This is a genomic window from Alloyangia pacifica, from assembly GCF_900116195.1.
Taxonomy (GTDB): domain Bacteria; phylum Pseudomonadota; class Alphaproteobacteria; order Rhodobacterales; family Rhodobacteraceae; genus Salipiger; species Salipiger pacificus.
The window spans coordinates 167,477-179,810 of sequence record NZ_FOZW01000005.1 but is presented as its reverse complement, the minus strand read 5'-3'; the positions used below and the strand labels follow the sequence as shown (position 1 = coordinate 179,810).

General features: G+C 66.0%; 10 protein-coding genes and 1 pseudogene. 9 read left to right on the top strand and 2 right to left on the bottom strand.

Annotated elements, in window-relative coordinates:
• Positions 1-8 precede the first annotated feature (8 nt).
• The 6 genes from BM397_RS12290 (at position 9) to BM397_RS12265 (ending at position 6,117) form a co-directional block, all read left to right on the top strand.
• On the top strand, positions 9-1,019 hold the full coding sequence (locus tag BM397_RS12290; RefSeq protein ID WP_092424366.1) for an ABC transporter substrate-binding protein: 1,011 nt from the start codon (positions 9-11) through the stop codon (positions 1,017-1,019).
• Positions 1,020-1,037: 18 nt separating this feature from the next.
• Positions 1,038-1,682, top strand: a complete 645-nt coding sequence (locus BM397_RS12285) for an NAD(P)H-dependent oxidoreductase (protein ID WP_092424364.1) — start codon at positions 1,038-1,040, stop codon at positions 1,680-1,682.
• On the top strand, positions 1,657-2,292 hold the full coding sequence (locus tag BM397_RS12280; RefSeq protein ID WP_092424362.1) for a TetR family transcriptional regulator C-terminal domain-containing protein: 636 nt from the start codon (positions 1,657-1,659) through the stop codon (positions 2,290-2,292). Before BM397_RS12285 ends, BM397_RS12280 begins: the two co-directional genes overlap by 26 nt.
• The gene (locus BM397_RS12275) at positions 2,289-2,672 is read left to right on the top strand and encodes a RidA family protein (protein ID WP_092424360.1); all 384 of its coding nucleotides are present in this window, start codon (positions 2,289-2,291) and stop codon (positions 2,670-2,672) included. The genes BM397_RS12280 and BM397_RS12275 overlap by 4 nt, the downstream gene beginning before the upstream one ends.
• Before the next feature lie 172 nt (positions 2,673-2,844).
• Entirely contained in the window at positions 2,845-5,058 is a 2,214-nt protein-coding gene (locus tag BM397_RS12270) for a Hint domain-containing protein (protein ID WP_143015372.1), read from the top strand.
• 84 nt (positions 5,059-5,142) lie between these two features.
• Positions 5,143-6,117 (top strand): class 1 fructose-bisphosphatase, encoded by a 975-nt coding sequence (locus BM397_RS12265; RefSeq protein ID WP_092424356.1) that lies wholly within the window; start codon positions 5,143-5,145, stop codon positions 6,115-6,117.
• Positions 6,118-7,245: 1,128 nt separating this feature from the next.
• Here the strand turns inward: BM397_RS12265 and BM397_RS12255 are convergent.
• Both BM397_RS12255 and BM397_RS12250 read right to left on the bottom strand, forming a co-directional pair.
• On the bottom strand, positions 7,246-8,364 hold the full coding sequence (locus BM397_RS12255) for a porin (RefSeq protein ID WP_176806623.1): 1,119 nt from the start codon (positions 8,362-8,364) through the stop codon (positions 7,246-7,248).
• Positions 8,365-9,360: 996 nt separating this feature from the next.
• The gene (locus BM397_RS12250) at positions 9,361-9,675 is read right to left on the bottom strand and encodes a hypothetical protein (protein ID WP_092424350.1); all 315 of its coding nucleotides are present in this window, start codon (positions 9,673-9,675) and stop codon (positions 9,361-9,363) included.
• An 830-nt stretch (positions 9,676-10,505) separates the two neighbouring features.
• Here BM397_RS12250 and BM397_RS29965 point away from each other — a divergent pair.
• The 3 genes and pseudogenes from BM397_RS29965 to BM397_RS12240 all read left to right on the top strand — a co-directional run.
• Positions 10,506-10,692 (top strand): annotated as a pseudogene (locus BM397_RS29965) (hypothetical protein); the annotation flags it as partial.
• A 32-nt stretch (positions 10,693-10,724) separates the two neighbouring features.
• Complete coding sequence (locus BM397_RS29960; RefSeq protein ID WP_342707614.1) at positions 10,725-10,931, top strand: hypothetical protein; 207 nt, start codon at positions 10,725-10,727, stop codon at positions 10,929-10,931.
• Between the two features lie 217 nt (positions 10,932-11,148).
• Complete coding sequence (locus tag BM397_RS12240; RefSeq protein WP_176806620.1) at positions 11,149-12,333, top strand: sugar phosphate nucleotidyltransferase; 1,185 nt, start codon at positions 11,149-11,151, stop codon at positions 12,331-12,333.
• The last annotated feature ends 1 nt before the right edge of the window (position 12,334 follow it).

The following is a 12,334-nucleotide window of genomic DNA, read 5'->3' as shown; positions in this document are numbered from 1 at the left end:
CCAAACCGATGAAAACTCTCTCCATTTCCCTGACCGCGCTGGCGGCCTCGCTCGCGGCATCCGCTGCCTTCGCCGGCGACAAGGTCGTCTTCGGCACCAACTGGCTGGCCCAGGGCGGCCACGGCGGTTTCTACCAGGCGCTGGCGGACGGCACCTACGAGAAATATGGCCTTGAGGTCGAGATCCGTCAGGGCGGCCCGCAGGTGAACAACCGCCCCATGCTGATCGCCGGCAAGCTCGATTTCCTGATGGCGGGCAACCTGCTGCTCTCGTTCGACAATGTGCGCAACGGCATCCCCACCACCGTGGTCGCGGCAATCTTCCAGAAGGATCCGCAGGCGCTGATCGCGCATGAGGGCGCCTACGAGAGCTGGGAGGACCTGACCACCGCGCCGGAGATTCTGCTCTCCAAGGACGGCCAGTTCTCCTACTGGAAATGGATGGTCGAGGACTTCGGCTTCCGCGACGAGCAGGTCCGCCCCTACGGTTACAACCTCGCGCAGTTCCTCAGCGACGAGAAGATGGTGCAGCAGGCCTACGCCACCGCCGAGCCGCTCTATGCCGCCGCCGAGGGCGCGGACGTCGCGACCTATCTGATGGCGGACTACGGCTGGAATACCTATGCCACCACCATCGAGACCCGCCAGCAGATGATCGACGAGAACCCCGAGCTGGTGCAGCGCTTCGTCGATGCCTCGATCGAGGGCTGGTATACCTTCCTCTACGGCGACCACACCGCCGGCTACGAGGCGATCATCGCAGCCAACCCCGAGTTGACCGTCGAGAAGCTGGATGCCGAGATGGCGCAGGTGCGCGAGCTTGGCATCATCGACAGCGGCGACGCGCTGGAACTGGGCATCGGCGCGATGACCGATGCGCGCATCGCGGCGTTCTACGAGACGGCGGTGAACAGCGGGATCCTCGAGGAAGGCGATCTTGATCTTTCGAAGGTGGCCGACACCTCCTTCGTCAACAAGCGCCACGGCATCGAGATCAAGACCGCGGCCGAGGGCAACTGAGCCGGAAGGGGCGGTGCCATGCGTGTCCTGATCGTTTTTGCCCATCCGGGCCGGGAAAGCTACGGTGCCGCCCTTCTTGCCACGGCCCGCGAGAGCCTCTTGCGGGCAGGGCACGAGGTCGAGGTGATCGATCTCTACGCCGAAGGGTTCGATCCGGTCCTCTCTGCCGAGGACTGGGCCGACTACATTCCGCGCACCGACCGGTTGATCGCCAAGGTCGCGCCGCATGTGGACGCCTTGCGCCGGGCCGACGGGTTGGTCTTCATCTATCCCACATGGATGTACGGCCCGCCCGCCATCCTCAAGGGCTGGATGGAGCGGGTCTGGCTGCCCGGTGTCGCCTTCGACGTCGCCAGCGCGCGCAAGAAGCGCGCCACGGGCTGCCTGCAGAACATCCGGCATTTCGCGGTGGTCACCACCTCCGGCTCGCCCTGGTGGTGGCTGCGGCTGATCCGTGATCCCGGCCGCTCGATGCTGGTGCGAGGCTTCCGGGTCCTGTTCCATCCGCGTTGCCGCGTGACATGGTTGCAGCTACACGACATGAACCACCGCAAGCCAAGGGACCTGAAGGGCTTTCTCGCCAAGGTCGGCAAACGACTGTCCCGGTTCGGCGAGCCGGTAAGCAAGGGGAAGCGCGATGAGCACCGCACGTCTGAAGCGTAAGGAAATCCACGACGCGATCCGCGAGGCGGCGCTGCGCGAGTTCGCCAATTTCGGACTGTCGGGCACCTCGACCCAGCAACTGGCCAAGGCGGCAGGGATCACCAAGGCGCAGCTGCACTACTACATCACCTCCAAGGAGGACCTCTACCGCGAGGTGCTCGACGGGATCATCGGCCAGTGGCGGGATATCTTCTTCGGCTCAGGGGAGTCCGACGATCCCGCCGAAGTGATCACCGGATATGTGCGCCACAAGCTGCGCCTGTCGCTGGACTGTCCGGAGGCGTCTCGGCTGTTCCTGCAGGAGCTTGGCCGCGGGGCGCCCGAGATGGGCGGCAAGTGGGAGGGGCTGCACGCCTCGGTCGAGGCGGGAACGGAGGTCATCCAGCGCTGGATCGACGAGGGGCGGATGAAGCCGGTCGATCCGCTGCTCTTCATGATGAACATCTGGGCGGTGACCCAGCACTACGCCGACTACGAGCTTCAGAGCCGCCGCGTGCTTGGCGTCGATACCGGCGCGGATATGGATTTCGAGCGCATTGCCGCGGAGGCGGTGCAGCTCTTCCTCGACCGTGCCGGACTGGCGAACCCTCAAGACAAGGACCAGGCATGAAACCCCTCGCACCGCAGAGCATCGCCGCTCCCTTTGGCCACTACTCGCATGGCATCGCCGCCGGTCCCGTGGTGGCGACCTCGGGGCAACTGGCGCTGCGTCCGGACGGGTCGATCCCCGAGGGGGTAGAGGCGCAGGCCGACCTCTGTTTCGAGGCGCTGCGGGCGATCCTTGAGGAGGACGGGCTGGATTTTTCGGACGTGCTGCGCTTTTCGGCTTTCGTCACCCGGCGCGAGGACATGCAGGGCTACATGGCCGCCCGCGACCGTGCCTGTGCCTCGTTGGAGGTGAAGCCGGCCTCGACGTTGATGATCGTCTCGGGCTTCACCCGCCCCGAGTTTCTTGTCGAGGTCGAGGCGCTGGCGCTGCGCCGCGTTTGAGTTCTGCCGCCGGTTAAGGCGCCAGTAGACACTTTCGTGCAACATCTCCCGCGCGGCATGTCCGCAGCGGGCGTCTGCTCCATTGCTGACGTTGCGTCTTTCCGCAACGCATGCCAGTGGTGACGCAACGGTCGGAGTACAGCGGCCGCGCTTCCATACGAGAGGCAGTGTTGTGGCGAGTTATACGTTAAGTGCCTTTGGCACAGGCGACTACCGGCAGGTCGTCGAAAATGGGGTTGGCGGTGCCTACGTCCGCCCGACGTGGGAGCAGTCCGAGCGTGTGACCATCGTGGTCACCGACGACGACAGCAATCTCTCCGGCGGCGGCGGGTCTCTCGACGGCAGCCAACAGACCGCCACGGCGACCGATGCCAGCGGCGCGGTCATCGCGACCGGCAAGCTCTACATCGGCAGCGTCAACATCGTCACGGCGCCGGACGGCAGCACCATCCATGTCTACGAGATGCGGATCGAGGGCTACGGTCAGCCGGTGGGCTACGTCACCGACGCTCCGATCACCCCGGGTGTGACCTACACTTATGTCGGAGGCGCTCCGGTTCCTGCCGGCGGCGTCGCCTACAGCAGCTTCGACAGCCAAGCCTACGAGCGCGACGACGCCAACGTCATGGAAGGTGGCAATTTCTCTGAATCGCTCGACGGCGGCTCCGGGGACGACGTGATCTCCGGCGGTGGCGGCAATGACACGCTGATTTACGGCGAAGGCAACGACACCGTCTATGGCGGCGATGGCAACGACTACATCGACGACATCAGTGGCTCGCAATATTACGGCGCGAACCTGCTCGATGGCGGGGCCGGGGATGACCTGATCTACGGCGGCTGGGGCAACGACACCATCTACGGTGGCGAGGGTAACGACACCATCTACGGCGAGGGCGACAACGACTCGATCCAGGGCGGTGCGGGCAACGACTGGATCGAGGGCGGCGACGGCAACGACACGCTCGATGGGGGCACCGGCAACGACACGCTGAGGGGCGGCGCGGGCGACGACACCATCTGGGGCGGCGACGGCGACGATGTCTTCACCGGCGACGCCGGAAATGACTCGATGAACGGCGGCTACGGCTCCGACCGCTTCTTCATCTACGGAAGCTCCGAAGGCTCCGACCTGATCTACGGTGGGGAGGACACCGACAACAGCGACATCGACGCGCTGGATTTCCGCTACGCGACCGATCCGGTAGACGTGACCTTCGGCGGCTGGGAGTACGGCAGCTACGAGGTGGGTGCGGGCACCACCGGCCAGTTCTGGGAAATCGAGCAGGTCGTCGGCGGCTCCGGCAGCGACACGATCGACGCCTCGGCCAGCGGTGCAGATCAGCAACTCTTCGGCATGGCGGGGGATGACAGCTTGTCGGGCGGCAGCGGCGCGGACAGCATCTCCGGCGGCGATGGGGCGGACACGATCACCGGTGGTGCTGGGGACGACACGCTGACCGGTGGCGCGGGAAGCGACAGCTACGTCTTTACCCCGGGTGGCGGCGCCGACACGATCACCGACTTCGACATGACGTTGGACGGGGGCAGGACCACCGACCAGCTGAACACCAGCGCATTGCTCGACAGTGATGGCGAGGCCGTCAACACCTGGGATGTCACCGTCTCTGATGACGGCTCGGGCAACGCCGTGCTGACCTTCCCCACGGGCGAGAGCGTCGTGCTGATGGGGGTCTCGCCGGCAAGCGTCACCTCCGACGAAACGATGTATGCCATGGGCATTCCCTGCCTGGTCAGCGGAACGCTCATCGCCACGCCGGACGGATGGACGCCGGTCGAGGCGCTCGGCGCGGGCGACCTGGTGATGACCGAGACCGGAGTGCAGCCGATCCTCTGGGCCGGATCGCGCGTCGTCAGCGCCGAGGAAATCGAGGCGGATCCGATGCTTGCGCCGGTGGTGATCCAGGCGGGCGCGCTCGGCAACCGCAGCGAGCTGCGACTGTCCCGCCAGCATTGCATCGCCGTCACCGACCCCGACAGCGGTCGTCCTGCGCTGGTCCGGGCGGGCCATTTGGCGGAGCGGCGGGGTACCCGGGTGCGCGTCGCGCGGGGCGCGCGCGGCGTCGGCTACCACCACTTGCTTCTACCCTCGCATGCGCTGCTTAACGCTGGCGGCCTGCTCGTCGAGAGCCTCTGGCCCGGACCCACGGCGCTGCGGGCGCTTGGCGCGCGCGCGCAGCTCGAGCTGGCCGGGGCAATGCCCGAGCTGGCCCCGGCGATCTGGGGGACGCAGCCGGTCAGCGCGCTCTACGGGCCACCGGCGCTGCCGGTTCTGCCGGGTGCAGAGGTGCGTGAGGGGCGCGGGCCGATACTGCCGATGCTGACGGGTCCGGACGAGGAAGACGTGCTGCGCGCCAAGGCCTGAGCGAGCCCCATTTCCTCCCGGCGCCTGCAAGGGTACACCGGGCTCCAAAGCGCGGCCCGCGCGCCCCTGACAGGACGATCGATCATGCTTACTCTTCCGAATGACCACGCGCCGCGCGGCGCAGCCCTGCACGCGCAGCTGCCGGATACCGGTGCGGCGCGGATCGTGCGCCATATCGCGGAGGCGCTGCCGCCGATCGCCGACCGGTTGGCCGAGGGGCTGCTGACCGGAGACCCGGCGCAGATCGTCGGCGACAACGAGAGCGGCGACGCGCAGAAGGCGCTGGATGTTGGCGCGCATGAGCACATGCTCAAGGCGCTCTCGGGTTGCAACATCCGCCATGTGCTGTCGGAAGAAGCCGAGGCGGTGGTGACGCTCGATCCCGAGGGCGATTTCGACGTGGCGATGGATCCGATCGACGGCTCCGGCTCGATCGGCATCTGCGCGCTTCTGGGGATGCTCTTCGTGGTCTATCCGGCGGGGGATGGCAGCTTCCTGCGCCCCGGCACCGAGGCCGTGGCGGCAGGATATGCGTGCTTTGGCCATTCGGTTGATTTCGCTTGGTCGCTGGGCGACGGCGTGCATATCGCCACGCTCGACCGCCGCGTCGGAGACTTCCGGGTGACCGCCGAGAACATCCGCCTCAAGCCGACGACCTCGATGATTGCGGTCAACGCTTCGAACGAGCGGCACTGGGCTCCGGGGTTGCTGGCCTACGCGCGTGACATGCGCGCGGGCAAGGACGGCCCCTTGGGCAAGAACTACAACATGCGCTGGCTCGCGGCGGCGGTGGGCGACCTGCACCGGATCATGTTGAAGGGTGGGGCGTTTCTCTACCCGCAGGACGGCCGCAAGGGCTACGAGCAGGGCCGGCTGCGGCTTGCCTACGAGGCGATCCCGATCGCTTTCATGGTCGAGCAGGCCGGGGGCCGGGCGACCGATGGGCGACAGCGCATTCTCGATCTCGTGCCGGACCAACCACACGGTTTCTGTCCGCTCATTTTCGGCTCCACCGAAGAAGTGCTGCAGATCGAGGGCTACATCGCGGAACACGGCTGAACGCGGCACACCAGAGATGCGCTGACGCGACGGCCCGCCGGTGTCGCTGCCGACCCTATCTTCTGGCAGACGCTTGGCCCAGGCGTGCCCGGGGCAAGGGGCATCGGCACGGCCACGGTCGCTCCACCGTGCCGTGGTGTGCCGGCTTCAAGCCGCCGCGACGCCCAAAGCATCGGGGAAGGCACTCCATGGCCGGTATGTTGCGCGACCTGCGCATGCGCCGCGCGGGCGTTCGGGGTAGCCCCGTAGAAGCCGTCAGGGTGGCTCTGGTTTGTCAACGGCGGAGCAATGACCAGCCAGGTGCGGCGCAAAGGCGGGCCAGTTGCCGAAGGGCTGGGTGATGGTAATGAACGTGGCGCCCCGCTCGTTGCTCCGTGAGCTGCTCTCGTGGAGCAGCTCGGGGCAGGACCTAGGAGCCCGGGTCATCGATGATGGGCTTGTGGCGGAGGCGAGCTGGCTCTGGAGCCGCAGGAGGCGTCGCGGGTCGCGGGCTTTCATCAACTCGTTGACCGGTGAGCCGGCCGTGGTGAAGCGGACCGACATTCCGTGCTGACAGGCGAGCAGTCCCGGCCCCAGTGCACCATTTAGGTTTGCCCGTGCCACTTGGCCCGAGCGCGTTTGGGGCCTCATTGGTGAGGCTTGGGGATCATCTTGAGGCCGCCGCTGACCGGCCTGACCTCCGGCCTTCGATCGTCCGACGGTCGCAGTCGAACAGCCCTGGATCAACCAGTCGGGCGAGGGGCCGAACGCGGTCCGGGTCCTCGGCTGCACTTTGGCGCGCCTGCGTTTCACTCTCGCCCACCATGACCTGATCAACATGGCCGCGCACCGAAACACCCCGATGCCAACGGCAAACGGCACCGAGTGGTCGTTGCTGCCATCGCGCAGGAGAGTTGGGGTTTTGATCCGGGCCCTGCGCGCAGGCTCAAGCTCCCTGCCCGGGGTGCGCCACGAGAGCGGCACCCGAGCCATCCCACGTCTGCGAGACGCGCCGTGCAGCAGGTACTGGCAAATTTCGCGCGCCAAAGGCCGCCCCTAAAGCACCCCGAGAGGCGGATCGGATCGCCCCACCTTTTCCTCCGGCGAGACGTGCGGGAGGCCCGATGAAACGCAGACCCGCAGGCGGCCCTAGAACTTCCAACGCACGCCGAGCAGGGTGGAGGCGGCGTCCTTGTAGCTCGCGCCATCCTCGTCAAAGCTGTACTCGGAATAGGCGAGATAGGCTTCGAGCCCGATATCGTCGAAATGCTGCACCGCCTGCAGGCCCCAGGAGTCCGAGTTCGAGCCGTCGCTGTTGAAGTCCGAGCCCGAATAGTAGTCGGCCGAAAAGGCGGTGTCGCCCACGGCAAGCAGATCACCGATCCAGCCCAGCTTCACATAGCCATAGGACCCGCCCCCGTCCTCGGCTCCGCCGGTGATCGTTCCGTTGAATCCGGTCGGCGTATGCAGGATCGAGAAGGACGCAACATATTGCTCGTCGGTCTGGCTGCCGTCGTCCTTCCAGGCGTAGCCGGCACCGGCCGCCATCTCGAAATCGCCGAGCCTGTTCCCGAAGTAGGCCCCGAGGTCATAATACTCGGCGTCGTCACCCTTCGTGAGGATCTCCTCGCCGTAGGAGATGGCGAAGCTGAACCCGCTGTAACTTGGCGAGTCATAGCGTATGCGGTTGCGACGGCTGCCGTTGAAATCGTTGTAGACGTCGCTCCAGCTGATATCCGAGAGGCTGCCGTCCCCGTTGCGCAACGCGTAGCTGCCGACAAGGTCGGGCCGGTAGACATAGCCGGCGATCGTGGTCTTGCTGAGATCCGCTCCGGCCGCTCCGTCCGAGGCCATGGACCCCTGGCCCAGCGATACAGCGCCGAACTCGCCCGAGAGGACGATCTCGAACTTGCGCAGGTCCGTGCGCTCCCAGTCCCACTCCTGGCTGCCATTCTGGTCGAGCTCACCGGTGGAAGGCACGGCCAGGGCGGTTTCGACCGTGAAGCGCAGGTTGAGCCCGTTCGAGAGTTCCTGGTCGAGGTTGAAGCCGAGCCGGGTGTTCGCATTATTGTTGTCGGCCAGTTCGTCGAATGTCTTCGAGCCATCCTCGAAGTGCAGGTAGGCCGGGCTGAACTGGCCGTAGAACTGCACCGCGCCGCCTGCACCATTGCTGTAGGTGAAGAGATCCTGAGCGGAGGCGGTCCCGGCGCAGAATATCGGGGCAAAGGCGACGGCGCGGGCAGTCATGGAGAGATAGGAGAGAGCCATGGAGCAGAGCCTCGGGAGATAGGCTGGCATAGAGCGAGCGTGTTTTGCGGGAGGGCAAAGAGAGACACGCGATACCGCACGGCCGTCGAGCCGGAGAAAGGCTGCTTGCCGCAGGGTAACAGAAAGCGGATCCGCGAACCATTGCCGGTCGGGGAATCCGGCGATTGCGCGAAAACACACCGAACGGCCTTGCGCTGCTGCGTGAACAGCGTCGATTTCCGGTACCCGCTCCCGCCCGAGACATTCTTGCCGAGCCATGCCCTCTCTGAGAACGCCTCATCTTCCGTTGCGCGCTCGACCCCGGTGAAAACGAAGTTCTGATGCAGCCCATGGAATTCCTCGTCGTTCCAGACTTGTGCCATTTGGGAACAGAATGCCGGTCTTACTTGGCACATCGCCATCGCATAAGATCAGCGGCGCGGTCAGGTCGAGGCAGCTGTTCCAGCCAGGGGCGAGGCTGGATTCACCCCCTCGCAATGGTGGCAGCCGGAGGCGTTTCCCTCCGGCGCGTGGCAGCGCTTTTCCGAGTTGGCATCGGTCAGCGGCATGCGGATCAGCGGCTTTGGATCAACTGGGGGTCGTCCGGTGTAGCCCCGGAACGGTGCCAAGTACTGCCGGATGCGGGCCGCGGGTGTTGACGCCTGCGGCACGAGCCGCGCGAGGTCATCATGCACACGATACGATCGCAAAGGCCGGATGGGCTACGTATCGCCGGTGCCTCCGCCGGTGTCGCGCCCTATAAGCTCCTGTCCTGATGTTCGATCGGGCGGCCTGCCAATGCCGGCAGAAGGGGCTTGCGCCGTTTGCCCCAGTGCCTCGTTCGCGCAGGAGGTCGAGCCTCTTCTCTGGAGAGCGGCTGCCGAGTTCAGCGGTGCCTACGCCGAGCGCCTTTGTCTCTCCGAATTTCAAGGCAGCCATCTGCTGCGTTGAGCCCGGAATGGTCACCAAAGGCAGCGCATCAGAACAGGCCGACAATTGGTTGATCCGTGGACGCAGTCAGCCGGTACGACCGGATAGTTCTTCGACGACGATCAGGTGGCGCTGCAGGAAGGCGCGCCAATGGGCCTGCAGACGCTCGGCGTCGGTGTCGTGCAGCGGAAGGCTGTGCTCTCCGCCTTCATAGCTTTGCATCACGAAGCACTGCCTGCGCGCGTCGCTCAGCAATGAGGCGCCGAGCCAGTGCACGATGCCGCCGGTTCTGACGAAGTGATGCGTCGCATCGTCAATCCTGTCGGTATGCATATGCAGAGGCGCGCCGATGGGCTCGAGGGCGTCGGCCTCTTCGGGGGACTGGGACGGGGTCTTGCTCATTCGGTCATTCTCGTACCCGGACACGCGCACATGTGCGCCATATCGAATTTCTACACTTCTCGTCGCCAGACACCGGATGTCCGGGGCGGGCCTTGGCAAGACCCGTGTCTCTGCCTTCGGATGTCGTGATGTGACCTGCGGGCGCGCGGCGCTGGTCATCCCGCGCGGCACGCGGTCCCGGAAGCAGGTCAGGCCTGACTCACATGGGCAGCACGACCGCATCCATGTCTTCCAGCCCTACACACACAAGAACCAACCGAGCACTTCTTAAGCGTATTTTCATCAATGAGTACACCCCGTTCAACCGGAAACGAAGGATAGGGCGGGAGATTTTTCCGAGATGTTGTGAGCGCGAAACCCTGTTTCCGAAGCCTTCGATGTGATGCGAGAAAACGCCGCCGTTTCGGCCTGGAGCTTGCCGACTGCGATGCCGGACCGCGAGATGAGCGTGAACGCTTGCCAATATCGGAGTTGACGGAGCCGCAAAGGCGCTTCGGACCGGCGTGGGATTGGTGAAGGCTGACTGCCGGAGGTGACGCGGCCATCTCTCCTTTTTCCAGCGCCGCATAGGGGGTGGCCTCGAAGTGGAGGCTCTTCGTGTTGAAGGGGCTCTTGATGGCTTCGGCCAAGGGGTTTGACAGATCTCGCCAAAGGCCGCTCAGGACAGCCATGGGTCCGAATGCCGATGCTGGCGACAGCAGGGTCGATCCCCAGAATATGCCGGGTCGCAGGGCGACATCGCGGCTGGCGCGGTCCTGCAAACGTGCCGGATCGGCCCGCTTTGCCTGCTTCGGGTGACGCGCAAGTCGCCCGACACGCCGCGGTTCGGGCTGTGCGACGGGCGGCTCCCTACGGCGGGGATCGTCGCTTTCGCGCTACCGGTCTACGTGATCCTGGACGGTTTCGATCTCGGTCCCGGCGATCGACGTGCCGATGATCCTGATGGTGCCGGTGCTTTTCTTCTGCGGCGTCGCTTTCGAGGCCCGCTGGCGGACGAAACGCCGGAAGCGGCTGTGGGCTAAGCGCTGCTTGGAGTCACAAGGCTGCTGATGAAGTTGCTGATGAAGTTGGAGGGCGGGGTGCATGACCGGATGCACTGCTCGGCGCAGCCATCGGGACTGGTTGCGCTGGTCTTCCTCGGGCCGGTGTCGCTCCTTGCCCCGTTTCGGGACAAGGCCTGTTTGCCGCGCTTGCGCCGATGCGACGGGCTGTCGTTCTTCTCTGTGCTGCCGATCCGCGCAGCGCTGTTCTGCTGAGCCGGCGCATCGGGCGCAGACATTCGCGGTGCCGAACATCTCGGGCATGGAATTCGACAGAGCACGGGCGGTTTTCACGGAACAATTTCCGCCCCTGCCGGGTTCCACGTGCGACCAGACCGGCCGGTCAGAACACTCCAGACAAAGTATCCACGGTGAGGCATCATCCGGTGCCGCGCGAGGGGCTGCTTTTCGAGCTGACAGGGCCCAGACCATCATGCGCATAGAGCTTGCCGAGACCTGCCGCGATCCCGAGACCGACCGGTGCCTGCCGTTCCTGCTGGCGGGTGGGCGCGGCGCGCGGCTCTTCGAACTGACCGACCGGCAATGCAAGCCCGCTTTGGCTTTCGGCGCGGGCGAAGGTCGGATCGTCGATTTCATCCTCGCCGCGCTGGCGCGGGCCGGTTTCGCCAGCCTCTTCGTCGCCTCCCAGTACCGGCCGAAGGAGCTGTCGCGGCACCTGCAGGAATGTTGGGCACACCATTTCCCGAAAGGCATCATTCAGCGCGACGGCGGCACGCTCGGCGCCTGCGGCTACCGCGGCACCGCGGATGCGGTGCGGATGAACGCGACGTTGCTCGATGCCCATGCCCCGCGCGAGGTGATGATCCTGTCGGGGGACCATGTGCTCGATCTCGACCTGAAGGCGCTTCTGGCCCACCACCGCGGCCACGGGCGCGCTGCGACGGTCGTGGCCACCGCCGTGCCGCGGCACGAGGCGCGCGGCTTCGGCGTGTTCGAGGAGGGGCCGGACGGGCGGGTCACCGGCTTTGCCGAAAAGCCGGCGCGCCCGATGCCCATGCGCGGGGATCCCGAGCGCTCGCTCGCCTCGGCGGGCATCTATGTCTTTGACTGGATCTGGCTCAAGAGAGCCCTGCGCGCGGATGCGGCGCGGGCCGAGACCAGCCATGATTTCGGCCATGACATCCTGCCGCTGGCCATGTCGTCGGGCGAGCTGGCGATCTATCGGATGCCGGGGACCGTGCCGGGGCAGGGGGCTTACTGGCGCGACGTGGTCACGCTCGACGCCTACCGCCGCACCCAGCTCGAATTCGCGGCGGCGGATTTGCCGGTGCCGCTGCCGCAGACCATGCGCCGCCCGGTGACCTCGGTGCGCGACAGTTTCGTCGAGGGCAGCATTCTCATGCCCGGCTGCTCGGTCGGACGGCGCTGCCACCTCCGGGACACCGTCGTCGGACCGGGCGTGCGCCTGCCAGACGGATTTCAGGCGGGTCTCGATCCCGAGGAGGATGCCCGCTGGTTCCGTCGCAGCGCGGGTGGCACACTCCTGATCACCGCCGAGATGATGAGCCGGCGCGAAGCGGCGTTGCGGCGCCCCGTCGCGCGCAGCTCGTTCCGGCATCCGCGGCAGCGGACCGCTGTCCCGGCCCTGGAGAGCTGAC

Bases quoted from the DNA above. Each gene is read 5' to 3' on its own strand.
- BM397_RS12265 (WP_092424356.1), top strand. From the start codon at position 5,143: ATGCTTACTCTTCCGAATGACCACGCGCCGCGCGGCGCAGCCCTGCAC.
- BM397_RS12275 (WP_092424360.1), top strand. From the start codon at position 2,289: ATGAAACCCCTCGCACCGCAGAGCATCGCCGCTCCCTTTGGCCACTAC.
- BM397_RS12250 (WP_092424350.1), bottom strand. From the start codon at position 9,675: ATGAGCAAGACCCCGTCCCAGTCCCCCGAAGAGGCCGACGCCCTCGAG.
- BM397_RS12285 (WP_092424364.1), top strand. From the start codon at position 1,038: ATGCGTGTCCTGATCGTTTTTGCCCATCCGGGCCGGGAAAGCTACGGT.
- BM397_RS12255 (WP_176806623.1), bottom strand. From the start codon at position 8,364: ATGGCTCTCTCCTATCTCTCCATGACTGCCCGCGCCGTCGCCTTTGCC.
- BM397_RS12240 (WP_176806620.1), top strand. From the start codon at position 11,149: ATGCGCATAGAGCTTGCCGAGACCTGCCGCGATCCCGAGACCGACCGG.
- BM397_RS29960 (WP_342707614.1), top strand. From the start codon at position 10,725: ATGAAGTTGCTGATGAAGTTGGAGGGCGGGGTGCATGACCGGATGCAC.
- BM397_RS12280 (WP_092424362.1), top strand. From the start codon at position 1,657: ATGAGCACCGCACGTCTGAAGCGTAAGGAAATCCACGACGCGATCCGC.
- BM397_RS12290 (WP_092424366.1), top strand. From the start codon at position 9: ATGAAAACTCTCTCCATTTCCCTGACCGCGCTGGCGGCCTCGCTCGCG.